Here is a 25639-nt window from a genome sequence, read left to right on the forward strand (position 1 = left end):
CACAGAACAACGAAAGTTGTTCGTGAGTCTCTCAAATTTTCGCAACACGATGATGAATCGCGAGAAACATCTTCGGGTTGTGAGGTTAAGCGACTAAGCGTACACGGTGGATGCCCTGGCAGTCAGAGGCGATGAAGGGCGTGCTAATCTGCGATAAGCGCCGGTAAGGTGATATATGAAATAACGTTATAACCGGCGATACCCGAATGGGGAAACCCAGTGTGATTCGTCACACTATCATTAACTGAATCCATAGGTTAATGAGGCGAACCGGGGGAACTGAAACATCTAAGTACCCCGAGGAAAAGAAATCAACCGAGATTCCCCCAGTAGCGGCGAGCGAACGGGGAGGAGCCCAGAGCCTGAATCAGCATGTGTGTTAGTGGAAGCGTCTGGAAAGGCGCGCGATACAGGGTGACAGCCCCGTACACAAAAGCGCATATGCTGTGAGCTCGATGAGTAGGGCGGGACACGTGGTATCCTGTCTGAATATGGGGGGACCATCCTCCAAGGCTAAATACTCCTGACTGACCGATAGTGAACCAGTACCGTGAGGGAAAGGCGAAAAGAACCCCGGCGAGGGGAGTGAAAAAGAACCTGAAACCGTGTACGTACAAGCAGTGGGAGCACCCTTTGGGGTGTGACTGCGTACCTTTTGTATAATGGGTCAGCGACTTATATTCTGTAGCAAGGTTAACCGAATAGGGGAGCCGGAGGGAAACCGAGTCTTAATTGGGCGTTAAGTTGCAGGGTATAGACCCGAAACCCGGTGATCTAGCCATGGGCAGGTTGAAGGTTGGGTAACACTAACTGGAGGACCGAACCGACTAATGTTGAAAAATTAGCGGATGACCTGTGGCTGGGGGTGAAAGGCCAATCAAACCGGGAGATAGCTGGTTCTCCCCGAAAGCTATTTAGGTAGCGCCTCGTGAATTCATCTCCGGGGGTAGAGCACTGTTTCGGCTAGGGGGCCATCCCGGCTTACCAACCCGATGCAAACTGCGAATACCGGAGAATGTTATCACGGGAGACACACGGCGGGTGCTAACGTCCGTCGTGAAGAGGGAAACAACCCAGACCGCCAGCTAAGGTCCCAAAGTCATGGTTAAGTGGGAAACGATGTGGGAAGGCCCAGACAGCCAGGATGTTGGCTTAGAAGCAGCCATCATTTAAAGAAAGCGTAATAGCTCACTGGTCGAGTCGGCCTGCGCGGAAGATGTAACGGGGCTAAACCATGCACCGAAGCTGCGGCAGCGACACTATGTGTTGTTGGGTAGGGGAGCGTTCTGTAAGCCTGTGAAGGTGGCCTGTGAGGGTTGCTGGAGGTATCAGAAGTGCGAATGCTGACATAAGTAACGATAAAGCGGGTGAAAAGCCCGCTCGCCGGAAGACCAAGGGTTCCTGTCCAACGTTAATCGGGGCAGGGTGAGTCGACCCCTAAGGCGAGGCCGAAAGGCGTAGTCGATGGGAAACGGGTTAATATTCCCGTACTTGGTGTTACTGCGAAGGGGGGACGGAGAAGGCTATGTTGGCCGGGCGACGGTTGTCCCGGTTTAAGCGTGTAGGTGTGTGTTCCAGGTAAATCCGGTTCACTTTAACACTGAGGCGTGATGACGAGGCACTACGGTGCTGAAGCAACAAATGCCCTGCTTCCAGGAAAAGCCTCTAAGCATCAGGTAACATCAAATCGTACCCCAAACCGACACAGGTGGTCAGGTAGAGAATACCAAGGCGCTTGAGAGAACTCGGGTGAAGGAACTAGGCAAAATGGTGCCGTAACTTCGGGAGAAGGCACGCTGACATGTAGGTGAAGTGATTTACTCACGGAGCTGAAGTCAGTCGAAGATACCAGCTGGCTGCAACTGTTTATTAAAAACACAGCACTGTGCAAACACGAAAGTGGACGTATACGGTGTGACGCCTGCCCGGTGCCGGAAGGTTAATTGATGGGGTCAGCGCAAGCGAAGCTCCTGATCGAAGCCCCGGTAAACGGCGGCCGTAACTATAACGGTCCTAAGGTAGCGAAATTCCTTGTCGGGTAAGTTCCGACCTGCACGAATGGCGTAATGATGGCCAGGCTGTCTCCACCCGAGACTCAGTGAAATTGAACTCGCTGTGAAGATGCAGTGTACCCGCGGCAAGACGGAAAGACCCCGTGAACCTTTACTATAGCTTGACACTGAACATTGAGCCTTGATGTGTAGGATAGGTGGGAGGCTTTGAAGTGTGGACGCCAGTCTGCATGGAGCCGGCCTTGAAATACCACCCTTTAATGTTTGATGTTCTAACGTGGACCCGTGATCCGGGTTGCGGACAGTGTCTGGTGGGTAGTTTGACTGGGGCGGTCTCCTCCTAAAGAGTAACGGAGGAGCACGAAGGTTGGCTAATCCTGGTCGGACATCAGGAGGTTAGTGCAATGGCATAAGCCAGCTTGACTGCGAGCGTGACGGCGCGAGCAGGTGCGAAAGCAGGTCATAGTGATCCGGTGGTTCTGAATGGAAGGGCCATCGCTCAACGGATAAAAGGTACTCCGGGGATAACAGGCTGATACCGCCCAAGAGTTCATATCGACGGCGGTGTTTGGCACCTCGATGTCGGCTCATCACATCCTGGGGCTGAAGTAGGTCCCAAGGGTATGGCTGTTCGCCATTTAAAGTGGTACGCGAGCTGGGTTTAGAACGTCGTGAGACAGTTCGGTCCCTATCTGCCGTGGGCGCTGGAGAACTGAGGGGGGCTGCTCCTAGTACGAGAGGACCGGAGTGGACGCATCACTGGTGTTCGGGTTGTCATGCCAATGGCACTGCCCGGTAGCTAAATGCGGAAGAGATAAGTGCTGAAAGCATCTAAGCACGAAACTTGCCCCGAGATGAGTTCTCCCTGAGACTTAGAGTCTCCTGAAGGAACGTTGAAGACGACAACGTTGATAGGCCGGGTGTGTAAGCGCAGCGATGCGTTGAGCTAACCGGTACTAATGAACCGTGAGGCTTAACCTTACAACGCCGAAGATGTTTTGGCGGATGAGAGATGATTTTCAGCTCAGATTCAGAGTCCGAAGGATTTTTCGCTGAGACAAGGCGGCAAACGCGGCGACGGAAGGAGCATACAGAAGTATGTGACTGACGTTCGCAAGAGCAGCCAACGCCGTATCAGCGTAAAAGACACAGGACAGAGCACAAAGAATTTGCCTGGCGGCCGTAGCGCGGTGGTCCCACCTGACCCCATGCCGAACTCAGAAGTGAAACGCCGTAGCGCCGATGGTAGTGTGGGGTCTCCCCATGCGAGAGTAGGGAACTGCCAGGCATCAAATTTAGTGTGCTGATATGGCTCAGTTGGTAGAGCGCACCCTTGGTAAGGGTGAGGTCCCCAGTTCGACTCTGGGTATCAGCACCACTTAATACGGTTAAAGTTCGGCATTTGAAAAAGAATTTGTCTGGCGGCAGTAGCGCGGTGGTCCCACCTGACCCCATGCCGAACTCAGAAGTGAAACGCCGTAGCGCCGATGGTAGTGTGGGGTCTCCCCATGCGAGAGTAGGGAACTGCCAGACATCAAATAAAGCAAAAGGCCCAATCGAAAGATTGGGCCTTTTTGCATTTATCTTTCTATGGAAAAAGTTATCGGATAATGGCGCCGACGCGTTTTATATTTGGTTTATACCCTTCATACTTCAAGTCGCTTATGTGTTGGCTACGGATTACTCGGCCCATTCATGGGCCTTGCCCTGACGGGCCGTCGCACGCGACGTTCAAATCTGCTCCCGGCAGATTTGTCGCTCACCCCAGTCACATAGTTATCTATGCTCCTGGGGACTCACTCCCTTGCCGCCTTTAAGCAACTTGAATTATTTTGGGTATATAACATCTTCGTAGGGTGGATAAAAACCGTTTTAGTAAACGTGATTTCCCGCCATATATCCGCCTGAACCATCGAATGTGAACCGTGCTGAAGTAGATGTACAAACGGCTTTTACTTACGCCTCTAATAAGCAATAGAGATATTCGCTGAGGACTAAGAATCTGGTCCATTAGGCTATTTTATTTGCCAGTTTGGCCCTGGGACAGTGCTCAAAATCCTCATGTATTACGTGTATGCTCCGGTTTTTATCCAGACAGTCTGTAATAATTACGCCTAATGACCACGCTCTAAGTCTTACTGTATAAAGCCTGTTTGTAATGCGGCTTACGATGCTATCAAGCTACAATTTTGTCTGCATCGGACAAGGAATAGAATAAATACCATCGGGATGGGCGAGTAAGAAAAGAGAGCGTTTTATCGTGTTAACTTTCGGGGGATAGGCTGAACAGATTACGTCGCTGAGTATCCTTACGACCTTTATATTATTACTGAAAGCGCGGCATTGCCGCGCCTGCATGTATCATTTAGAAAGCGCAATGATACCCATCGTCAACCCTGCTACCGCCGCAGCGCCGCCAGCAATAGCGCCTGCTGTCTCCCAGTTATCCTGCGTAGTACCTTTCATACATGTATTGGTATGAACCAGCCGCCCTTGATCGTCATAAACCGGTACGCAGGGAGAATCATGTGCACAACCTGCCAATAAGGTGGTAAGCAATGCAACTGGGATTAGTCTTTTCATGGTGTTACCTCATTAATCAGCGTTTCGCGAAGTACAACAACGTAAATGCTGGCTCTAACCGCTGCGAAAACGAGAGTTATTTTACCACCACAGAAAAAATGGCCGACATGAGGAATCATCTCAATTCATGTGAATTGTAAAAACTATGGAGAATGCAAAAGTAAGCGGAGAGGGAGGAATAGCGGAGATAAAGACGTACCGTTTAAAAAGGCGTCCGAAGACGCCTCTGTTTACCGGTTAATCATGATGGCGATTAAATCGGCGTTTTACAACAACGAAGAATACTGGCACGAAGAAGATAGCTAATAAGGTTGCGGTTAACATTCCCCCCATAACCCCTGTGCCTACTGCGTTCTGTGCCCCACTACCTGCGCCACGACTGATAACTAACGGCATTACCCCGAGAATAAAGGCCAGCGAGGTCATTAGAATAGGACGTAAACGCATACGGGATGCTTCCAGCGTCGCTTCAATCAATCCACGTCCTTCTTTTTCCATGAGATCTTTGGCGAACTCGACAATCAGGATGGCGTTTTTAGCAGAAAGGCCAATAGTGGTTAACAAGCCAACCTGGAAGTAAACGTCATTGTTCAGACCGCGCAATGACGCTGCAAGCAGAGCGCCAACCACGCCGAGCGGTACGACCAGCATTACCGAGAACGGAATTGACCAGCTTTCATACAGAGCGGCAAGGCAGAGGAAAACGACAATGAGTGAGATTGCGTAAAGCGCCGGCGCCTGGTTACCTGACAACCGTTCCTGATACGACATACCTGTCCAGTCATAGCCAATACCGTTTGGCAGCTGTGAAGCCAGGTTTTCCATTAACGACATGGCTTCACCGGTGCTTCGTCCAGGTGCTGCTTCGCCGAGCAGTTCCATTGACGGCATCCCGTTATAGCGTTCCAGGCGTGGCGAACCATAAATCCACCGTGCTGAGCTAAAGGTAGAGAAGGGCACCATCTCGCCATTGGCGCTGCGAACATAAAGATTGTTGATATCTCCCGGCAGCATACGGAACTGAGCGTCAGCCTGAACGTATACTTTTTTCACTCGTCCGCGATCGATAAAGTCGTTAACGTAATAGCCGCCCAACGCCGCGGAGATGGTTTCGTTGATATCAGACAGCGAAACACCGAGCGCCTGCGCTTTTTCTTGATCGACATCCAGCTTGAACTGTGGCGTGTCTTCCAGCCCATTCGGGCGTACGCGCACTAATAGATCAGGATGCTTCGCGACCATACCCAGCAGTTGATTACGCGCTTTTGTTAACGCATCGTGACCGAGTCCTCCCTGATCAATCAGTTCAAAGTCGAAACCTGTCGCGGTACCTAACTCGACAATTGCCGGCATGTTGAAGGGGAACACCAACCCGTCGCGAATCTGGCTAAAGGCGCGTGTCGCTCTGGCGATAACGGCTTCGACGCTATTTTCTTCACCGTTACGCTCTTCCCAGGGTTTAAGGCTGACAAATGCCATCCCTGAGTTTTGTCCCTGACCGCTAAAGCTAAAGCCGTTTACGGTAAACACGCTTTCGACGTTCGCTTTTTCATTATTCAGGTAGTAATGAGTGACTTGATCCAGCACTTTCTGCGTACGTTCTTGCGTAGCGCCAGAGGGGAGCTGAATCATGGTCAGGAATACCCCCTGATCTTCTTCCGGCAGGAAGGAGGTCGGGAGGCGTAAAAACAGAACCGCCATTCCGACTACAATAAGTAGATAGATAATGAGATAGCGACCCGTATTACGCACGATGCCGCTTACGCTGTTAGTATAGTGGTTAACGCTGTGGTCAAACCTGGTATTGAACCAGCCAAAGAAGCCGCTTTTTTTCTCGTGATGTTCAGCTGATACGGGTTTAAGGAGCGTAGCGCATAGCGCTGGCGTCAGAATCAACGCAACCAGAACGGATAGCGCCATTGCTGAAACAATAGTAATAGAGAACTGGCGATAAATTGCCCCGGTCGAGCCGCCAAAAAAGGCCATCGGGATAAATACCGCAGACAGTACCATCGCGATACCAACCAGCGCTCCCTGAATCTGCGACATGGATTTTTCCGTCGCCTCTCGGGGAGAAAGGTTATCCTCCATCATTACACGTTCAACGTTTTCTACGACCACTATCGCATCGTCAACCAACAGTCCTATCGCCAGTACCATGCCGAACATCGTCAGGGTATTGATGGAATAGCCAAAGGCGGCGAGTACCGCAAAAGTGCCTAGCAATACGACAGGAACAGCGATGGTAGGAATCAGGGTTGCCCGGATATTCTGTAAGAACAGATACATTACCAGGAACACCAGAATAATCGCTTCAAACAGCGTTTTTACCACTTCGTGGATAGATATTTTTACGAAGGGCGTTGTGTCATAAGGATAAACCACCTTCATTCCCTGAGGGAAGAAAGGCTGCAGTTCTGCCAGTTTTGCTTTGATTGCGGTTGCGGTATCCAGCGCGTTAGCGCCGGTCGCCAGTTTAATACCGAGACCGGAGGCCGGTTTACCGTTAATGCGCGCTACAACGTTATAGTTTTCACCGCCAAGCTCAATACGCGCGACATCTTTGAGATGGACGACAGAGCCGTCGGTATTGACGCGCAACGTAACTTTGCCGAACTCTTCCGGATCTTTCAGACGCGTTTGGGCGATGATTGAGGCGTTAAGCTGCTGGCCCGGTAATGCTGGCGTGCCGCCCAGTTGGCCTGCCGCAATCTGGTCGTTCTGTACTTTTAACTGGTTGATGACGTCAACTGGCGTGAGCTGGTATTTATTTAGCAGATTCGCATCCAGCCAGATACGCATGGCGTACTGTGCGCCAAATAGCTGAACGTCGCCCACACCATTCAGACGGCTGATAGAATCCTTAATGTTAGAGGCGACATAGTCAGAGATGTCGTCCTGGGTAGTGTTCGGATTATCCGAGACGAACCCGGCGACCATCAAAAAGCTGCTGCTGGACTTTTCAACGCTAATCCCCTGCTGCTGGACTTCTTGCGGCAGTAAAGGCGTGGCGAGCTGCAATTTATTTTGCACCTGAACCTGCGCGATATCCGGATCGGTTCCGGACTGGAAGGTCAGGGTGATGGTCACGCTACCAGCAGAGTCGCTGGTAGAGGACATATACATCAGGTTATCGATACCGTTCATATTTTGTTCGATAACCTGAGTAACCGTATCCTGTACCGTCTGCGCATCCGCGCCAGGATAGGTTGCAGAAATAGAAACCGCTGGCGGCGCAATGGTTGGATACTGCGCAACGGGAAGTTGCATTATTGCCAGTGCGCCCGCCATCATCAGGATAATGGCCAGAACCCAGGCGAAAATAGGACGTCTAATAAAAAAGTTTGCCATGTACGGTTACCTTATTGCGCCGTTTTCGCTGCAGGAGCATCGGTAGTGGCTTTCACCTGGACGCCCGGTCGCGCTTTTTGTAAGCCGCTGACGATGACCTTATCGCCCGGTTTTAACCCTTCGCTGATGAGCCATTTATCGCCAATAGCCTGAGCCGCCACGACATTGCGGGCTTCAACCTGGCTTTTATCGTTAACCACCATCACCATTGCGTCGCCGCGCGGCGTGCGGGTTACGCCCTGCTGGGGGACAAGGATGGCATTGGGCTGGACGCCTTCATCAATGCGGGCGCGCACAAACATACCGGGAAGCAGACTGTGTTGCGGGTTAGGGAAAACTGCCCTGAGCGTGATAGAGCCGGTGCTTTCATCTACGGTAACGTCGGAAAATTGCAGCGTGCCTTTAATCGGGTAGACCTGACCATTTTCCATTACCAGTTGAACCGTGCTACTGGCGCTGTCTTTATGCAGGTTACCTTGTTCGACGGATTGCTTGAGTCGCATAAAGTCGTTGCTTGATTGCGTCACGTCGACATAAATCGGGTCGAGTTGTTGCACGGTAGCCAGTTCAGTTGACTGACCATTAGTCACCAGCGCGCCTTCAGTCACATTAGATTTTCCTATACGCCCGCTGATGGGCGAGGTGACTTTGGTATACGCAAGGTTAATACGCGCGCTTTCAACAGCGGCTTTTGCCGCCACAACGGCGGCATCGGCCTGGCGGGCGTCGGCAATCGCCTGATCATATTCCTGTTGGCTGATATATTTTGTGCCGACCAGTGGAACATAGCGTTTGACCGTCAGGTGCGCGATAGCCGCAGCCGCTTCGCTTTTAGCAAGTTCGCCTTTAGCGCTGTCATAATCGGCCTGATAGGTGGCAGGATCGATCTGATAAAGCGACTGCCCGGCCTCTACATCGCTACCTTCGGTGAAGTTTCTTTTAAGCACGATCCCGCTCACCTGGGGGCGAACTTCCGCAATGCGAAATGCGGACGTACGTCCGGGAAGTTCGGTCGTTACGGCTAGCGGCGCTGTTTCGACCACATGGACGGTGACTTGCGGCTCGCCGGCATGAGCCTGGGTATCTCCCTGGTCATTACAACCGGCCAGCAGCGCAGCAGAGAATATGATGAATGAGGGCAGGAGTGAAAACCTGGCATGTTTCGTCATTACTGTTCCTTAAAAAACCGAAAGCTCGTTATTCACCGGATAACGGTAAGGCGTTAACGCGCGAAAAATAGAATAGCAGTGGGGTATCCTACAAATTATTAGCTTGTGATGTAAGCAATACTTATTTTGGGATGGGGTTCACGGCACATAAAAGCAAAAAAAGAACTATTCCCTGTCGTTTCATAATGTCCCGATTAGTAAAATCATGATGTTGAATAACATAAATAGAAATATATATTTTATATGAATATGTTTTATTAATTTATTTGTTTTTATTATTGATTTGGCGATATTGTGCGAAATAAAAATAGCTGTCTCTCGTCTGACTAAAAAGGACATGATAAAGTTGTTTTTTGTGCTGAGTATTTTATCAGCGTATTTATCGTTTTTATGGTCCAGGATATCTTAATTATGGCGAAGAAAACGAAGGCGGATGCGCTTAAAACGCGGCAACATTTGATTGAAACCGCTATTGCGCAGTTCGCTTTGCGCGGCGTTGCCAACACGACGCTGAATGATATCGCTGATGCCGCTGATGTCACGCGGGGCGCCATCTACTGGCACTTTGAGAATAAAACGCAGTTGTTTAATGAGGTTTGGTTACAGCAACCACCTTTACGCGAACTTATTCAGGATAGGCTTACGGGATGCTGGAATGATAATCCTTTACAGGATCTACGAGAGAAATTTATTGCAGCCTTACAATATATTGCGGCAGTGCCTCGTCAGCAGGCATTAATGCAGATTTTATATCATAAATGTGAATTCCATAATGGTATGATATCGGAACAGGCCATTCGGGAGAAGATTGGTTTCCATCATCAGTCGCTGCTTGAAGTATTACAGCGATGTATGGATAAAAAGCTGATCTCAGGCAGTCTTGATCTGGATGTCATATTAATTATTCTGCATGGTAGTTTTAGCGGAATAGTAAAGAACTGGTTAATGAATCCCACAAGTTATGATCTTTATAAGCAGGCGCCTGCATTAGTCGATAATGTATTAAAAATGCTAAGCCCGGATGGCAGTGTGAGGCAATTAATGCCAAATGAACAACAGGCGGAAGAAGCCTGAGATTATTTTGAGTTGATATTATATATTGACCTTGTGAATATATTGGCAGGGTCCCGAATATCGCGAGCAATTTCCTCTGCCGTACGCGGCTTGCCAAGCAGGAACCCCTGAAGTGTATGGCATCCTAACTGGGTCAAAAATTGTTGCTGCGTTTCATTTTCTACCCCTTCTGCCACAATTTGCAGATTTAACGCTTTCGCCAGCGCGACAATAGCCGCAACAATGGTCGCGCCGTCGCTTGCCTCGCTGAGTTCATGTACGAAAGCGCGATCAATTTTTAGTTCGCACGCCGGAAGACGTTTCAGATAGAGAAGGCTGGAATAACCGGTGCCAAAGTCGTCAATAGAGGCCTTAACCCCCATTTCCGTTAATCTGGTGAGTATAGCGACGCTTTGCTCTGGCTTGTTCATCGCCGTGGTTTCGGTGATTTCCAGAATCAATAAATCGGGACGGATACTGTGTCGGGCCAGGCTCCGCGTAATGGTGTCCACAAGGCCGGGCTGCTCAAATTGTAAGGCGGAAAGATTTACCGCCACTGACCATAAGGCGTATCCCTGTAAGTGCCACTCGCGTAGCTGTCGACACGCCTCGTCTATCACCCAGCTACCGATAGTGACGATAAGACCCGTTTTTTCCGCCAGCGGTAAAAACTGGTCAGGATTCAGTACGCCTTGTTTTGGATGATACCAGCGCAACAGGGCCTCAAATCCTACAATGGGGCCGGCAGGAGCCTGAAATTTAGGCTGGTACACCAGCCTGAGCTCTTGTCTTTCCAGCGCCAGCCACAGGTCATTCATTAGCTGAAGCTGGGTTTGCGCCAACATATTCATTGATGGCTGAAAGAAATGGTATCCGTTACGCCCCGTATGTTTCGTGTGGTACATCGCGGCATCGGCGTTGAACATCAGTTCCCGTTCGTTTTTTCCGTCCAGCGGATAGAGCGCTATTCCCACGCTAAGGGTGACGACCAGTTCGTACGGATCTATCGTAAAGGGCGCATCTATCGAATGTACCAGCGCGCTGGCAAGGGAAGCCGCTTCGTCAGGCGCGCTGACTTCTGCAAGCAGCACAAATTCGTCGCCGCCAATCCGCGCCAGGGTAAACTGCCCGCTCAGCGGTTGGTTCAGACGATGCGTGACCGCTACCAATAGCTTATCGCCGATATCATGACCATAAGCGTCATTAACGGCTTTAAAGCCATCCAGATCCATAAACAGTAGCGCGAAAGACGTGCTTTCCCGATTCGCTTTGCTGATGGCCTGTTCCAGACGATCTTCAAGGAGTACCCGGTTTGGTAAACGGGTGAGCGTATCATGCAGCGCCAACTGCGCTAGTTCCTGGTTCGCCTGCGCCAGCGAAGAGGCAAGTAGTGCGGTGCGGGCCTGAAGCCGGGCGTCAAATAAAGAAACCAGCAGAGTAATGCCCAGGATAGTCAGCGCGACCACGCTGACAAGAACAGCCAGCCAGTTGCTATCGACGCCACGATGCTCCATCGGCCAGTTTTGGGGAAAGTGTGCGGCCTTCATGCCGGCGTAATGCATGCCGGCGATAGCTATTCCCATTAATACCGCAGCGCCTGCTCGCCTCAGGGCGACATCTGTTCCCTCATGACGCAGGCGGAACGTGAGCCACAGCGCGCCGCAGGACGCCAGTAGCGCGATAATGATAGAGAGGGCAACCCATGCGCTATTCCAGACGATAATGGAAGCAAATTGCAGCGCCGCCATCCCGGTATAATGCATTGCGCTGATGCCCAGTCCCATCACCAGCGCGCCCGGCAGTAAACGGCGCAGGCGCAGTTTTTCAGCGCTGACCAGCCATAGCGCAAACAGGGAGGAGCCGATCGCGATCAGCATGGAGAGGCCGGTGAGGAACGGATCGAAGCGCATGTTCATCGCGTGATCCATCGCCAGCATCCCGACAAAATGCATCGCCCAAATACCGACGCCCAGCGCGAAGCCGCCGCCCATTAGCCATATTCTGGCGTTTGATCGGGCGCTTCCGGCTACGCGTCCGGCCATATTTAATGCGGTATAGGACGCAAAAATAGCGACAGCAAATGAAACCGCCACAAGGATGTGGTTGTACTCACTAACCGGCATGTATCATTAGCTCATTGGTTATGCAGGAAAAAAAAGGACGAGACAGTATCACCCCTTCTTTTATCCTCAACGTGTTTTAATTCCCTGTTTTTATAAGGGATAAAAGAAATCCGGGTGATAAATAATCATAGGTTAAATCGCCCGGTTCGCTACTCCAGATCGGTACAATTGATCAATTTGAGAGGGTTAACCGAATCCATGTTTCGGCACTTATCCTGTTCAGTTGCCATCAATTCGATCCATTGCATCAAAAGCGCATCAAAAAGAAAAACGGAGACGGCAAAAACAACCAGCCACCAATACTTACGTATCATCGTCAAATCCTGTGTATTCATGCCCATGCGTGCTGGGAATATACATGAAATTTTGACGCTGAAAAGCGGACTTACAATGCTTTTACTTCTCTGAAGATAGCGCGTTTATCCCGACATTTCGCTGCTTTTTGGACAGGTTTTGTGTTTTTCTCTTTTTGACTTTTGCAAGTTCATTTTCTGAATAATGCGAAGTGACGCTCAATCTTCTGAGCCCCATTTTTACGTACTCATTATTGAGTTCAATACCGATAAACTTACGACCTGACGCCGCTGCGACAGCGCCTGTGGTGAAACTGCCCGCGAAAGGGTCCAATACGGTATCGCTCGGGTTAGAAGAGGCCAGTATGATCCGTTTTAACAGCGCGCTGGGCTTTTGCGTAGGATGGTTTTCATATTCATCCATCAGATAACGTACGCGAGGAAATGACCAGACGTTGCCCGGCACTTTTTTCTGATTGTATGGTTGGGGCGGGTTTTTTCGATAATCGATTAGCGCGCGCTTGGCGCCCGTGGTGGTCTCGACCAGAATCGCGTCACGGTTAAAGGTATAGCTTTTCGGGTTTTTTACCATCATCAGGATCGGTTCATACATAGAACCAAAGTATTTTTTCGCCTGCACCCCGGAACTATCATAGGACCAGACGATACGGCTTTTGATGGTAAAAAGCGTTCGGCATTTGAGATCGATATACGGCATATTTTCTGTGCTATTCATGATGTACATGGTGCCGTGTTTCTTCAGTACGCGGTGGCATTCATCAATGCATTCATACAGCCAGGCCAGAAAAGACGCTTCGTCCCAGGATTCCACCATACCGTCGAAATCTTTTCCGATATTGTAAGGTGGATCGGCAAAAATTAAGTCAATGCTTTCAGAAGGCAGTTTTTTAAGTTCTGTTAGCGCGTCACCGTGAATAATCTTCTTCGATTCATCGCCAAAGTACTGAGGTTCACATTCCGCTTTCATGACCAAATTCCATGTGATGCGTATAAAAAAGGCGCTTCCCCATGCCGAGTAGCGCCTTTTTAAACAAGCAGTTAGCTAATCGAAATTAGTTCATGCCGTATTTTTTTAATTTTTTACGCAGCGTACCACGGTTGATGCCCATCATCAGAGCAGCACGGGTCTGGTTACCACGGGTGTATTGCATCACCATGTCCAACAGGGGCTGTTCTACTTCAGCCAGTACCAGCTCATACAGGTCATTAACGTCCTGACCATTCAGTTGAGCAAAATAGTTCTTCAGTGCCTGTTTAACCGAGTCACGCAGGGGTTTTTGGGTTACCTGATCCTGAGAGTTAACGGTAGAAACGGTCAGTACGTCAGAATTTACGCGTTGTTCGAACATAGTTCTGTCAGCTCTTTATTTCTGTTTACGCAAAATTTTCGAAGTATGCCTCCAACGCCTCCAGCTGTTCGCTGGCGTCCTCAATAGCGTTGAATGTGCGCCGAAACTGGTCGTCTGGAGCGTGCTCCTGGAGATACCAGGAGACGTGTTTACGCGCGATTCGGTACCCTTTTGCCTGACCGTAAAAGTCATGCAGTTCCCGAACATGCGTGCAAAGCAAGCGCTTTACCTCTGCCAGCGGCAGCGGCGGAAGCAGCTCCCCAGTGTCCAGATAATGCTGGATTTCCCGAAAGATCCAGGGTCTTCCCTGAGCTGCGCGGCCTATCATCAGGGCATCCGCCCCTGTATAGTCGAGAACAGCTCTGGCTTTATGCGGGTTAGTAATGTCGCCATTCGCGATAATCGGAATGGAAACTTTCTGCTTAACTGCCCGAATACTGTCGTATTCAGCTTCTCCGTTGAACAAACAGGCGCGGGTGCGGCCATGGATGGTCAGAGCCTGAATACCACAATCTTCAGCCAGTTGGGCAATCTCTACGCAGTTACGGTGTTCCGGCGCCCAGCCGGTGCGAATCTTGAGAGTCACAGGAACGTCCACTGCGTTTACGACCCCGATGAGTATAGACTTCACTAAATCCGGGTACTGCAAGAGGGCTGAACCTGCCAGCTTACGATTCACTTTCTTCGCCGGGCACCCCATATTGATATCAATAATCTGGGCGCCGCTTTCCACGTTAATACGTGCGGCATCGGCCATCTCAACAGGGTCGCTACCGGCAATTTGCACCGTGCGAATTCCTGGCTCATCAACGTGCACCATCCGTAAACGAGATTTATCGCTTTCCCACACTTGCGGGTTAGAAGACATCATCTCGGATACTGTCAATCCTGCTCCCATCTCATAGCACAGCGTCCGGAAAGGTCTGTCAGTAATGCCAGCCATGGGCGCTGCGATCAGGCGATTTCTGAGCTGATATTGTCCGATGCGCATGAGTTAAGAAATGACCATACTGTGACTGCAAGGCGGCGTATATTACGCATTTTTTGCACGAGATGAAAGGCCAAACTTTGAACAATCCACTGTTGTAGATCAATGAATCGTGCTTAAAAACAGCAAAATAAATTTATAATTCAGTAAAATCATAGAGTTATTTATTGTCGGCGGTTTTGTACGCGCTTACAAATTCCCGTAACTTCTCTCTATTTCTTCGTCCAGAAACAAGATAAGCGGAATAATCTGCTTTTTTTATAAGCTAATTACCCCAAATGAATGGGATCGCCGTCTCGTTTCAGGACAAGATCACTTCCCGCTGCGCGTGACTTTTCTCCATTGCCAGTCGGAAGGGGGCGCACAGACGCGCTTTTGTGTTCATGAATGGCACGCATAAATTTTTCCAGCTGTGCTGAAGAGCGCGTTAGCGGATGCTGCAGAACAACCCGGACAGCATTTACTAAGCACGAGGGCGATGGCTGCGACCCGTTAAACGCCAGTACCTTTTGTCCGTTGGTAGCAGCTGTTTATCCAGACGGATAGTGACAAAGAAGTTATTTCAGGCATTCATTTGATGAATTTAATGATGTCTCGGTGACAGAAAGGTGTTAAGGCAGTTGTGTGGAGAAAAGCGTGGCCGGGCGACCACGCTGACAAGAATTATTTTTTACGGCCAGTAATGCGGCACCACTCTTCTTTTTCGACGACCGGGTCGAGAGTGAAAAGCTCGGCGTAAGCATCGCAGACGCTTTCCGCCTGGCTGGCTAGAATACCTGAAAGCCCCAGCAGACCGCCCTCAACGGGCAGTACGCTGATTAACGGGGCCAGTTCGCGTAATGGGCCTGCCAGGATGTTAGCGACGACCACGTCGGCTTTCATGGCTTCTGGCTGGTCTTTCGGCAGGTACAGCTCCAGCCGGTCAGACACGCCGTTGCGTTCGGCATTATCGCGACTGGCCTGAATAGCTTGCGGATCGATATCAATACCAATCGCCTTTGCCGCTCCCAGCTTCAGCGCGGCAATCGCCAGAATGCCTGAACCGCAGCCAAAGTCGATCACGGTTTTGCCGTTGAGATCGAGCCCGTCCAGCCATTGCAGACATAAAGAGGTGGTGGGGTGCGTACCCGTACCGAACGCCAGTCCCGGGTCGAGCATCACGTTGACGGCATTCTCGTCCGGAATGTCACGCCAGCTGGGACAAATCCACAGACGCTCGCCAAAACGCATCGGATGGAAATTATCCATCCATTCGCGTTCCCAGTCTTTATCTTCCAGTTGTTCGATTTTATGGGCAAATCCGGCACCCAGCAGCGGATGTTGCTCCAGAATCGCGACAACGTCTTTCATGTCGGTTTCGGCGTCGAACAGACCGATCACATCGGTATCGCCCCACAGACGGGTTTCGCCCGGCAACGGCTCAAAAACCGGCGTATCGTGCGTATCCTGAAAGGTAATGGAAACGGCGCCCGCTTCCATCAGCGCATCACTCAGCTCTTCAGCATTCGCGCCGGTGGTATTCAGTTTCAATTGGATCCATGGCATGGCAAAACTCTTTATTTATCAGTAGACAATACGGTGGCTTGCGAAGCGGAAGAGCCGAATCGGTTTCCGATCAGAAAAGCCAATAAACTTAACAGTAACGCGGGCACAATCGGATGAAAGCCCAGGTACTGAATATTAAATGTGGCAAGCAGGGCATATAGCACGCCGCCCACGATCATGGCGCTTAATGCGCCTGCCGCGTTTGCCCGCTCCCAGTAAAGGCCCAGTACCAGCGGCCATAAGAACACCGCTTCCAGGCCGCCAAACGCCAGCAGGTTGAGCCAAATGATCATCTCTGGCGGTTTCCATGCTGCCAGCAGCAACAGCGCGCCTAGCAGTAAAGTAATCGCTGCCGACATACGCTTCAGCCGGATCTCATTTTGCATCTGATCGGGGCGTAGATTGAGATAGAGATCTTTAATGATCGTCGCGGAACTTTGCAGCAGTTGGGCGTTAATTGTTGACATGATCGCCGCCATTGGCGCAGCGAGGAAGATCCCGGCGGCAAACGGCGGCAAAACTTTCACCATTAGCGTTGGGATCACCAGATCCGGCACCGTCAGATCCGGAAGCACCGCGCGACCCAGCGCGCCGGCAAGGTGCATCCCGAACATTAAAATCGCCACGACAATCGTACCGATAATAATGCCCCGGTGTACCGCTTTACTGTCTTTATAGGAGATGCAGCGCACCGCCGTATGCGGCAGGCCAATCACACCAAAACAGACCAGTACCCAAAAAGAGGTCATAAAGGCGGGAGAAAGTATGTCATCGGCGCCCTGCGGCGTTACCAGTTTGGGGTCGAGAGCGTGCAGCGTGTCAACGGCCTGACTTAGACCGCCCGCCGCATGGATCACGCCCACCAGCAGCACTATCGTGCCGACCAGCATCACCAGGCCCTGTAGCGTATCGTTAAGTACGCTGGCGCGAAAGCCGCCAAACGCCGTATAGAGTGCGATACTGACGCCAAATATCAGCAGGCCGGTTTCGTAGGGAATTCCCGCCGCAGTTTCCAGCAGTCGCGCGCCGCCGATAAATTGTACGGTCATTGCGCCAATAAACGCGACCAATAAACTCAGGCTTGCCAACCACACCAGCAGGCGGCTTTGGTAACGAGCGAATAGCATATCGTTAAGCGTGACGGCATTATAGCGACGCGCCAGGATAGCGAATTTTTTACCCAGAATACCCAGTGAAAGCCAGACGGCGGGAAGCTGGATCATCGCCAGCAAGACCCAGCCCAGACCGTATTTATAAGCCGCGCCGGGACCGCCGATAAATGAACTGGCGCTAATATAGGTGGCGGTAAGCGTCATCGCGAGCACGATCCCGCCCATCGAACGGCTGCCAAGAAAATATTCGTTTAAAAAGGTGCCGGCGGTACGCTTGCGCATAGCGTAAATCGAGACCCCGAAGACCACGATCAGATAGGCTACCAGCGGTAGAATGACCTCAAGCTGCATCGTCATCCTCCAGCGGAATATCGCGATAAATGAATTTCACCATCGCCCAGCACAGCAAAATAAAGACCAGCGGCGTCAATAAGCAGGCCATCTCGAACCAGTGCGGCAGACCGGTAATTCCCGGCGAGTCTCCAGGTAAGTAAGCAGCCACTAACCATGCCGCCAGATAGCAAAGGGTCAGCCACAGCGCCCAGCGCGCCTCTTTATGGGCCTGAACAAAACGAGCGTCCATTTTTTGTCCCTTATGGGTGAAGAAAGCGGGAATTGTACATGATGGGGCATCGCTATCCCCAGAAATAAAAAAGGCCGGATTCACCGGCCTTTTGAGATTAACGTGCGATTACTTTTCCTGAAGACCGAGTTTTTTCTCCAGATAGTGGATGTTAGTTCCACCGTGCTGGAAGTGTTCGTCATTCATGATGCGGGTCTGCAGATCGATATTGGTTTTGATACCATCGATAATCAGTTCCTGCAGGGCATTTTTCATACGGGCAATTGCCACGTCGCGGTTTTCACCGTAGCAGATGAGTTTGCCGATCATGGAATCATAGTACGGCGGTACCGTGTAGCCCGCGTAGATATGGGATTCCCAGCGAACGCCAAAGCCGCCAGGCGCATGGAAGCGCGTGATTTTGCCAGGGCTTGGCAGGAAGGTGTTCGGATCTTCGGCATTGATACGGCATTCTACCGCATGGCCTCGAACGACAACTTCGTCCTGTGTGATCGACAGCGGCTGACCCGCCGCGATGCGCAACTGCTCTTTGATCAAATCGACGCCGGTAATCATTTCAGTCACCGGGTGTTCAACCTGAATACGGGTGTTCATTTCGATGAAATAGAACTCGCCGTTTTCGAACAGGAATTCGAACGTCCCTGCGCCGCGATAGCCGATGTCTACGCACGCTTTCGCGCAGCGTTCGCCGATATAGCGACGCAGTTCCGGCGTAATGCCTGGCGCCGGGGCTTCTTCAACCACTTTCTGGTGGCGACGCTGCATGGAACAGTCGCGTTCCGCCAGATAGATAGCGTTGCCCTGGCCGTCCGCCAGCACCTGAATTTCGATGTGGCGTGGATTTTCCAGGTATTTTTCCATGTATACCATGTCGTTGCTGAAAGCCGCTTTCGCTTCCGCTTTGGTCATGGAGATGGACTGCGCCAGTTCAGCATCGCTACGAACCACGCGCATACCGCGGCCGCCGCCGCCGCCGGACGCTTTGATGATCACCGGATAGCCAATACGTTTGGCATGAGCGCGGTTCGCATTCATATCGTCGCCCAGCGGGCCGTCAGATCCTGGTACGGTCGGCACGCCCGCTTTTTTCATCGCGGTAATCGCGGACACTTTATCGCCCATCAGGCGGATGGTGTCCGCTTTCGGGCCGATAAAGATAAAGCCGGAGCGTTCAACCTGCTCGGCAAAATTGGCGTTCTCAGAAAGGAAGCCGTAACCCGGGTGGATTGCCACCGCGCCGGTGATTTCAGCGGCGCTAATGATAGCCGGGATGTTCAGATAACTTTTTACGGACGGTGCCGGGCCAATACAGACCGTCTCATCCGCCAGCAATACGTGTTTTAAATCGCGATCCGCGCTTGAGTGCACAGCGACGGTCTTGATGCCGAGTTCTTTACAGGCTCGAAGAATACGTAATGCGATCTCGCCGCGGTTGGCGATGACAATTTTATCCAACATGTTCGCCTCGTTACTCGATGACGACCAGTGGCTCGTCAAATTCTACCGGTTGACCACTTTCGACCAGAATCGCTTTCACAGTACCTGCTTTGTCTGCTTCGATCTGGTTCATCATTTTCATGGCTTCAACGATGCACAGGGTATCGCCCACGTTCACTTTCTGGCCCACTTCGATGAACGCTTTCGCGTCCGGGCTTGGGGTGCGGTAGAAAGTACCAACCATTGGGGAGCGTACGATGTGACCACTGATTTCCGCTGCGGCAGGCGCTTCCATTGCTGGAGTAGCCGTTGGCGCGACAGCGTTAGACAGAGCGGGTTGCTGCATCATCGGCGCCGCATAAGCCTGCTGCATCACCGGAAAACCGGCGTTTGCCGTTGTGCGGCTGATGCGAACAGATTCTTCGCCTTCAGAAATTTCCAGTTCGGAGATACCTGATTCTTCAACCAGCTCGATCAGTTTTTTAATCTTACGAATATCCATGAGTGGGTTCCGTACTCTTTGTTTAGTGTGATTGTGACAGGCGTTTTAGCGCCGTCTGTAAAGCATGTGAATGACTGCCGCGGGTAAAATACCGCGCATCTTTGATTTGCCTGTTATGCCGTAGCACCCGAAGGTGAAATTCATGATTTGCCAGTCATTGTGTGGCTATCTTCTGCCATTTTCGGGCAAAAAACAAAATATACCTTCATTGCACGATTGTCACCCTTTCTGCGAACGAAAATCGCCGTTGGGCAATGTAAAGTCGCACATTATAACTATTTCGTCGCAATTGGCAGCTAAATACTGGTCTTATCAGGGAAGATAATCAACCCGAAACATAAAAAGGACATTACCTGTTTTGCGTTTTGCAATCGACCGCACAGTTCACCAAACTAGCGCCACCACTGGCGAAACTTCCGGTAACGCAACGCTAAAAGGGCTAACGCTAATGCCGCGTAGATGACCGGTTGCGGTGATAAAATCTTTACCGACCACAGGTAATGTATGGGAGCCAGGATCGCGACAAGATAGACGACGTTATGCAATGTTTGCCAGCGTTTGCCCAATTTACGCTGCGCAAATTGCGTTGAGGTCAACGTCAGCGCCAATAACACCAGCCAGCTAATGATCCCAAGCGTCAAATAAGGGCGTGAAATCAACTCGCTTCCTAACAGCGCCAGGTTATGTATCCCCAGTTCCAGTAAGGCATAGCTGGTTAAATGCAGCGTAGCCCAAACGAAACACCATAACCCCAACAGGCGGCGTGTGCGTATCAATAATGGCTGTTTAGCGTAGCGCGCCAGCGGTGAAACCAGCAAGGTGGCGAGCAAAAATTTGAGTGCGGTTCTGCCGGTAAAGTGTTGGATATCCTTTACCGGGTCTGCGCTGAGTCCACCGTGATTTATCGCCCAAAAGAGCCACAGAAGCGGCAAAAAACCGGCAAGATGCAGACAAACTTTTAGCCAGGTTATCTGTTTTGCTGTCAGACGCACTTAAAAATTCTCCCGCAAATTGAGACCGCGATACAGCGAAGCGACTTCATTGGCGTAGCCGTTAAACAGCAGCGTCGGCTGCCTTTGCACATCAAGGATACCGCCTGAACCAATAAAGCGTTCGGTAGCCTGAGACCAGCGTGGATGATCCACATGCGGGTTCACATTGGCGTAAAAACCATATTCGTTGGGAGCCGACAAATTCCAGGTGGTTGGCGGACGTTCGCGGGTGAGTTTAATGCTAACAACAGATTTAATACCTTTGAAACCATACTTCCATGGAACGATGAGTCGAATGGGCGCACCGTTTTGCGGGGGTAACGCCTTACCATAGACGCCAACGGTCATCAGAGTCAGCGGATGCATGGCTTCGTCCAGACGTAGCCCTTCGACATAAGGGTATTTCAGTCCGCCGCCTATAAAACGATCTTTCTGTCCCGGCATATCATCCGGCGCGTATAGTGTTTCGAATGCCACATATTTAGCGTGGCTGGTGGGCTGTGCCTGCGCGAGTAGCTTATATAAAGGGAAACCAATCCACGGCACGACCATGGACCACGCTTCGACGCAGCGCATTCGATAGATACGCTCTTCTAATGGAAAACGATGTGTTAAATCGTCGTAATCCAGCGTAAATGGCTTCGCGACTTCCCCGCTGATTTTCAACGTCCACGGTTCGGTTTTCAGACTCCCGGCATTGGCCGCCGGGTCGGCTTTATCGAGGCCAAACTCATAGAAATTGTTGTAGCCCGTCACCTTATCTTCCGGCGTTAACGCTAAATCGCTTCGCCAGGCGGCAGGCTGACTAAACTCAAGCGGTTTACCGGCAGGCGCTTTCGGACGATCGTTGCCTTTAAACCAACTGAAGAGATCGGCCTGCGCCGTTGAGGGTAAGGATAAGGCGGCCGCGCTGATGCCTAATGCTTTTAGCACCTGTCGGCGCTGCATAAAAAAAGCCGATTCCGCAGTCACATCGGCTTCTGTTAATGGACGTATCTTTTTCATCACAGACTCCCGGTCTACCCACCACAACATGGCGTGTAGTGAATATGACAGGGAGTGTGTCAATGTGTAAAAATAAATAGTTAATTAAGTGTAAATTTTTTTATACGTGACGTTATTTTATCTTCACCAGCGTACGGCCCTGAACCTGATTATTGATGATGGCATCGGCGAACTTCGGCGCATCCGCCAGCGTAATCTCTGTGGCGGCCTGAGCATAGAACGATTCCGGCAGATCCTTAACCAAACGCGCCCAGGCTTCTGCGCGACGTGCCGGTGGGGTCATCACCGAGTCCACCCCTTGCAAACGCACATTACGCAGAATGAATGGCATAACGGTGGTCGGCAGCGCGAAGCCGCCCGCCAGGCCGCAGGCGGCCACGCAACCGCCATAGTTCATCTGTGCCAGCACTTTCGCCAGCACTTTATCGCCAACGGTATCAATTGCACCGGCCCACAGCTGTTTTTCCAACGGGCGAGATTCAGCAAACTCATCGCGGCTGAGAATACGGTTAGCTCCCAGACTCTTAAGATAGCCGTGGGTGCTTTCACGTCCTGATACTGCTGCAACCTGATAGCCCAGCTTATGCAGTAATGCAACGGCAGTGCTGCCCACGCCGCCGCTGGCGCCGGTGACGACAACCTCACCGTCTTGCGGGCGAATACCTGCATCTTCAAGCGCCATGACGCACAGCATGGCGGTAAAACCGGCGGTGCCGATGATCATGGCGTTACGGCTGCTCAGTCCCGCAGGCAGCGCGACCAGCCAGTCGCCTTTAACGCGTGCGCGTTCGGCCAGGCCGCCCCAGTGGTTTTCGCCCACGCCCCAGCCAGTCAGTAGTACTTCCTGGCCTGCATGAAAGCGAGGATCTTCGCTTGCGTGAACGGTGCCGGCGAAATCAATACCAGGAATCATCGGAAAATGACGGATAATTTTCCCTGTTCCGGTGATAGCCAGAGCATCTTTATAATTCAGGCTGGACCAGTGGACATCCACCGTCACATCACCTGCCGGCAGTTGACTCTCTTCGAGATGTTGCACGGATGCGAGGGTTTTACCGTCCTGCTGTTCTAAGATCAACGCCTGCATAACCTGTCCTCACTTTACATGGTAGATTGGAAAAATAGCTACGAAGACTATACTCGCTAATTAAAACGTGATGCCGATGCAACGCAATAAATTGCCAGATAGATCCATTTTGGTAGTATGCCTGCTTCATTGCGCGCCGTGGCGAATTCCGCCTTCAGATTCGCTTTTTCATACTGTTTATAACCGTCGGAGTTAACTCAAGGATGCGATTAACGACGAAATTCTCAGCTTTTATCACGCTGCTCACGGGGTTAACGATCTTCGTGACTCTGATAGGTTGCTCGCTAAGCTTTTATAACGCCGTACAGTCTAAGTATGTCAGCCGTGTGCAGGCGGCGGCGACAGCCATTGATACGCACCTGGTGACCCATGATATTGTCTCGCTGACGCCGCAAATCGACGAGCTCATGATCGCTTCCGATATTGTGCGTGTCGATCTGTTGCAGGGGGAGCGCAGCGTCTACAGCCATTCTCGCGCCAGAGGTTATCGGCCAGCTGGCACCAGCGACATGTATCGCGAGCTGGTCGTACCGCTGATAAAACATCCAGGAATGTCGCTACGTCTGGTTTATCAGGACCCGATGGGTAACTATTTTCACTCACTGATCACCACGGCGCCGCTGACGCTGGCGATCGGTTTTATCGTTCTGATTTTGTTTTTATCGGTGCGCTGGCTGCAGCGGCAGCTTTCCGGGCAGGAGCTTCTGGAAATTCGCTCAACGCGTATTCTGAACGGCGAACGTGGGGCGAATGTCCGCGGTTCTGTTTACGAATGGCCAGCGCGCACCAGTAGCGCGCTTGATGTATTGCTTTCCGAAATTCAGTTTGCTCACGAACAGCGTAGTCGCCTGGACACCCTCATTCGCTCCTACGCCGCGCAGGACACCAAAACCGGACTCGGTAACCGTCTGTTCTTTGATAACCAACTGGCGACGCTGCTGGAAGATCAGGAAAAAGTGGGAGTGCATGGCGTGGTGATGATGATCCGCTTGCCAGACTTCAATCTTCTGCGCGACAGCCTGGGAGGCAATCAGGCGGAAGAGCAGATGTTTATGCTTATCAATCTGCTATCGACATTTATTATGCGTTACCCAGGCTCGCTGCTGGCGCGTTATCACCGCAGCGACTTTGCCGTGCTGCTCCCGCATCGAACGCTGAAAGAAGCGGAAAGTATTGCCGGACAACTTTTAAAAGCTGTCGATGCGCTACCGGCTAACAAAATGCTCGATCGTGACGATATGGTACATATCGGCATTTGCGCCTGGCGCAGCGGACAGTCCACCGAGCAGGTGATGGAACATGCTGAAGCCGCGGCGCGGAATGCCGCCCTGCAGGGGGGAAATAGCTGGGCTATCTACGACGACACTCTGCCGGAAAAAGGGCGCGGCAATGTACGCTGGCGCACATTGATTGAGCAGATGCTGAACCGGGGCGGACCGCGACTTTATCAAAAACCAGCGGTCACGCGAGAAGGTCGTGTGCATCATCGGGAATTGATGTGTCGCATCTATGACGGTAAAGAAGAGGTGAGCTCGGCGGAGTATATGCCGATGGTGTTGCAATTTGGTTTATCGGAAGAGTATGACAGATTACAAATTAGCCGCCTGATTACGTTGCTGGGCTACTGGCCGGATGAAAATCTGGCAATGCAGTTGACGGTCGAGTCGCTGATTCGTCCGCGTTTTCAGCGCTGGTTGCGCGATACGTTAATGCAGTGTGAAAAATCACAGCGAAATCGCATAATTATTGAACTTGCGGAGGCAGATGTTTGTCAACACATCAGTCGGTTACAACCCATCCTTCGCTTAGTCAATGCGCTTGGCGTTCGGGTGGCGGTGACACAGGCGGGTTTGACGCTGGTTAGCACGAGCTGGATTAAAGCGCTCAATGTGGAATTACTCAAGCTGCATCCGAGTCTGGTCAGAAACATTGAGAAGCGAACGGAAAACCAGCTTCTGGTTCAAAGTCTGGTAGAGGCCTGCGCGGGTACGCCTACGCAGGTTTACGCGACGGGCGTCCGTTCGCGCGGCGAGTGGCAGACGCTGACAAAACGCGGCGTGGCTGGCGGGCAGGGTGATTTTTTTGCCTCCTCCCAACTACTTGACACAAACGTGAAAAAATATTCGCAAAGATACTCGGTTTAACCTGCCGTTTAATTTGTTTTCACGTAGAATAACGCGCGCTGCGCCTCATGGGGGTGTGCTTGTCTGCTCGCCAGATTGTTGCAGCAAATATGCAGGTGAATGACCTTTGACAGGTTGCAAACGAAGGCGAGGATTGCTGCTGATTTTTTCAGCCCTGAGGGACTCAGGCCGAGATTTGTAACAAAGGAAACGAACTGCACTAATTTTCACCGTAGCAGATGATTTTTGCGCCTTGTCGCTGCTGCGTGTGGTTGGTAAAGTAAGCGGATTTTGTTTTCCGCCCCAGCTTT

The 25639-nt window shown here is 51.3% G+C and carries 18 protein-coding genes, 1 tRNA gene and 3 rRNA genes; 6 read left to right on the forward strand and 16 right to left on the reverse strand.

What is annotated here, in order from left to right; genetic code table 11:
- Positions 1-83 precede the first annotated feature (83 nt).
- From OLG56_RS02165 to rrf (OLG56_RS02180), 4 genes are all read left to right on the forward strand, one after another.
- Positions 84-2993: ribosomal RNA gene (locus OLG56_RS02165) — 23S ribosomal RNA — on the forward strand.
- Between the two features lie 191 nt (positions 2994-3184).
- A 5S ribosomal RNA gene (gene rrf, locus OLG56_RS02170) occupies positions 3185-3300 on the forward strand.
- Positions 3301-3314: 14 nt separating this feature from the next.
- Positions 3315-3390: transfer RNA gene (locus OLG56_RS02175), tRNA-Thr, on the forward strand.
- A gap of 39 nt (positions 3391-3429) precedes the next feature.
- Positions 3430-3545, forward strand: a 5S ribosomal RNA gene (gene rrf / locus OLG56_RS02180).
- Positions 3546-4373: 828 nt separating this feature from the next.
- Here the strand turns inward: rrf (OLG56_RS02180) and OLG56_RS02185 are convergent.
- The 3 genes from OLG56_RS02185 to OLG56_RS02195 form a co-directional block, all read right to left on the reverse strand.
- On the reverse strand, positions 4374-4595 hold the full coding sequence (locus OLG56_RS02185; protein ID WP_000825645.1) for a putative periplasmic lipoprotein: 222 nt from the start codon (positions 4593-4595) through the stop codon (positions 4374-4376).
- A gap of 237 nt (positions 4596-4832) precedes the next feature.
- Positions 4833-7946 (reverse strand): efflux RND transporter permease subunit, encoded by a 3114-nt coding sequence (locus tag OLG56_RS02190; protein WP_001273283.1) that lies wholly within the window; start codon positions 7944-7946, stop codon positions 4833-4835.
- A gap of 11 nt (positions 7947-7957) precedes the next feature.
- Complete coding sequence (locus OLG56_RS02195; protein ID WP_000160383.1) at positions 7958-9115, reverse strand: efflux RND transporter periplasmic adaptor subunit; 1158 nt, start codon at positions 9113-9115, stop codon at positions 7958-7960.
- Positions 9116-9526: 411 nt separating this feature from the next.
- On the opposite strand from OLG56_RS02195, the gene envR reads away from it, so the two are divergent.
- Positions 9527-10189: an acrEF/envCD operon transcriptional regulator gene (gene envR / locus OLG56_RS02200; RefSeq protein WP_001085721.1), complete on the forward strand. Its 663-nt coding sequence runs from the start codon at positions 9527-9529 to the stop codon at positions 10187-10189.
- Between the two features lie 2 nt (positions 10190-10191).
- Here envR and OLG56_RS02205 read toward each other — a convergent pair whose 3' ends face one another.
- From OLG56_RS02205 to acuI, 13 genes are all read right to left on the reverse strand, one after another.
- Positions 10192-12291, reverse strand: a complete 2100-nt coding sequence (locus tag OLG56_RS02205; RefSeq protein WP_001145337.1) for a putative bifunctional diguanylate cyclase/phosphodiesterase — start codon at positions 12289-12291, stop codon at positions 10192-10194.
- A gap of 149 nt (positions 12292-12440) precedes the next feature.
- On the reverse strand, positions 12441-12605 hold the full coding sequence (locus tag OLG56_RS02210; protein WP_000620015.1) for a DUF2556 family protein: 165 nt from the start codon (positions 12603-12605) through the stop codon (positions 12441-12443).
- A gap of 82 nt (positions 12606-12687) precedes the next feature.
- Positions 12688-13572, reverse strand: coding sequence for an adenine-specific DNA-methyltransferase (gene yhdJ, locus OLG56_RS02215; protein ID WP_000642611.1), 885 nt, complete (start codon positions 13570-13572; stop codon positions 12688-12690).
- 85 nt (positions 13573-13657) lie between these two features.
- Positions 13658-13954 carry a DNA-binding transcriptional regulator Fis gene (fis, locus tag OLG56_RS02220; protein WP_000462905.1) on the reverse strand — a complete coding sequence of 99 codons (297 nt, stop codon included), beginning with the start codon at positions 13952-13954 and terminating at the stop codon, positions 13658-13660.
- 25 nt (positions 13955-13979) lie between these two features.
- Positions 13980-14945 (reverse strand): tRNA dihydrouridine synthase DusB, encoded by a 966-nt coding sequence (gene dusB, locus OLG56_RS02225; RefSeq protein WP_001219664.1) that lies wholly within the window; start codon positions 14943-14945, stop codon positions 13980-13982.
- Between the two features lie 660 nt (positions 14946-15605).
- Positions 15606-16487 (reverse strand): 50S ribosomal protein L11 methyltransferase, encoded by an 882-nt coding sequence (gene prmA, locus OLG56_RS02230; protein ID WP_001145849.1) that lies wholly within the window; start codon positions 16485-16487, stop codon positions 15606-15608.
- A gap of 11 nt (positions 16488-16498) precedes the next feature.
- Positions 16499-17950, reverse strand: a complete 1452-nt coding sequence (gene panF / locus OLG56_RS02235; RefSeq protein WP_001175682.1) for a sodium/pantothenate symporter — start codon at positions 17948-17950, stop codon at positions 16499-16501.
- A complete protein-coding gene (locus OLG56_RS02240) occupies positions 17940-18182 on the reverse strand; it encodes a YhdT family protein (protein ID WP_000340016.1) in 243 nt (80 codons plus the stop codon). Before OLG56_RS02240 ends, panF begins: the two co-directional genes overlap by 11 nt.
- Positions 18183-18290: 108 nt before the next feature.
- Positions 18291-19640: an acetyl-CoA carboxylase biotin carboxylase subunit gene (accC, locus tag OLG56_RS02245; protein WP_000884627.1), complete on the reverse strand. Its 1350-nt coding sequence runs from the start codon at positions 19638-19640 to the stop codon at positions 18291-18293.
- 10 nt (positions 19641-19650) lie between these two features.
- Entirely contained in the window at positions 19651-20121 is a 471-nt protein-coding gene (gene accB, locus OLG56_RS02250; protein WP_000354628.1) for an acetyl-CoA carboxylase biotin carboxyl carrier protein, read from the reverse strand.
- Positions 20122-20513: 392 nt separating this feature from the next.
- Positions 20514-21113 carry a protein-methionine-sulfoxide reductase heme-binding subunit MsrQ gene (gene msrQ / locus OLG56_RS02255; RefSeq protein ID WP_001240053.1) on the reverse strand — a complete coding sequence of 200 codons (600 nt, stop codon included), beginning with the start codon at positions 21111-21113 and terminating at the stop codon, positions 20514-20516.
- Positions 21114-22118, reverse strand: coding sequence for a protein-methionine-sulfoxide reductase catalytic subunit MsrP (gene msrP / locus OLG56_RS02260; RefSeq protein WP_000723877.1), 1005 nt, complete (start codon positions 22116-22118; stop codon positions 21114-21116).
- 112 nt (positions 22119-22230) lie between these two features.
- Positions 22231-23205, reverse strand: coding sequence for an acrylyl-CoA reductase (NADPH) (gene acuI, locus OLG56_RS02265; RefSeq protein WP_052942986.1), 975 nt, complete (start codon positions 23203-23205; stop codon positions 22231-22233).
- A gap of 203 nt (positions 23206-23408) precedes the next feature.
- Between acuI and csrD the strand changes: the two genes are divergently transcribed.
- Positions 23409-25349: an RNase E specificity factor CsrD gene (csrD, locus tag OLG56_RS02270; RefSeq protein WP_001241372.1), complete on the forward strand. Its 1941-nt coding sequence runs from the start codon at positions 23409-23411 to the stop codon at positions 25347-25349.
- Positions 25350-25639: the final 290 nt, after the last annotated feature.

It is taken from the genome of Salmonella sp. 2018103, from assembly GCF_026247685.1.
Lineage (GTDB): Bacteria > Pseudomonadota > Gammaproteobacteria > Enterobacterales > Enterobacteriaceae > Salmonella > Salmonella enterica.

Excerpts from the sequence above, each read along its gene's own strand:
- OLG56_RS02185 (WP_000825645.1), bottom strand. The coding sequence starts at position 4,595 with ATGAAAAGACTAATCCCAGTTGCATTGCTTACCACCTTATTGGCAGGT.
- OLG56_RS02190 (WP_001273283.1), bottom strand. The coding sequence starts at position 7,946 with ATGGCAAACTTTTTTATTAGACGTCCTATTTTCGCCTGGGTTCTGGCC.
- OLG56_RS02195 (WP_000160383.1), bottom strand. The coding sequence starts at position 9,115 with ATGACGAAACATGCCAGGTTTTCACTCCTGCCCTCATTCATCATATTC.
- envR (WP_001085721.1), top strand. The coding sequence starts at position 9,527 with ATGGCGAAGAAAACGAAGGCGGATGCGCTTAAAACGCGGCAACATTTG.
- OLG56_RS02205 (WP_001145337.1), bottom strand. The coding sequence starts at position 12,291 with ATGCCGGTTAGTGAGTACAACCACATCCTTGTGGCGGTTTCATTTGCT.
- OLG56_RS02210 (WP_000620015.1), bottom strand. The coding sequence starts at position 12,605 with ATGATACGTAAGTATTGGTGGCTGGTTGTTTTTGCCGTCTCCGTTTTT.
- yhdJ (WP_000642611.1), bottom strand. The coding sequence starts at position 13,572 with ATGAAAGCGGAATGTGAACCTCAGTACTTTGGCGATGAATCGAAGAAG.
- fis (WP_000462905.1), bottom strand. The coding sequence starts at position 13,954 with ATGTTCGAACAACGCGTAAATTCTGACGTACTGACCGTTTCTACCGTT.
- dusB (WP_001219664.1), bottom strand. The coding sequence starts at position 14,945 with ATGCGCATCGGACAATATCAGCTCAGAAATCGCCTGATCGCAGCGCCC.
- prmA (WP_001145849.1), bottom strand. The coding sequence starts at position 16,487 with ATGCCATGGATCCAATTGAAACTGAATACCACCGGCGCGAATGCTGAA.
- panF (WP_001175682.1), bottom strand. The coding sequence starts at position 17,950 with ATGCAGCTTGAGGTCATTCTACCGCTGGTAGCCTATCTGATCGTGGTC.
- OLG56_RS02240 (WP_000340016.1), bottom strand. The coding sequence starts at position 18,182 with ATGGACGCTCGTTTTGTTCAGGCCCATAAAGAGGCGCGCTGGGCGCTG.
- accC (WP_000884627.1), bottom strand. The coding sequence starts at position 19,640 with ATGTTGGATAAAATTGTCATCGCCAACCGCGGCGAGATCGCATTACGT.
- accB (WP_000354628.1), bottom strand. The coding sequence starts at position 20,121 with ATGGATATTCGTAAGATTAAAAAACTGATCGAGCTGGTTGAAGAATCA.
- msrP (WP_000723877.1), bottom strand. The coding sequence starts at position 22,118 with ATGAAAAAGATACGTCCATTAACAGAAGCCGATGTGACTGCGGAATCG.
- acuI (WP_052942986.1), bottom strand. The coding sequence starts at position 23,205 with ATGCAGGCGTTGATCTTAGAACAGCAGGACGGTAAAACCCTCGCATCC.
- csrD (WP_001241372.1), top strand. The coding sequence starts at position 23,409 with ATGCGATTAACGACGAAATTCTCAGCTTTTATCACGCTGCTCACGGGG.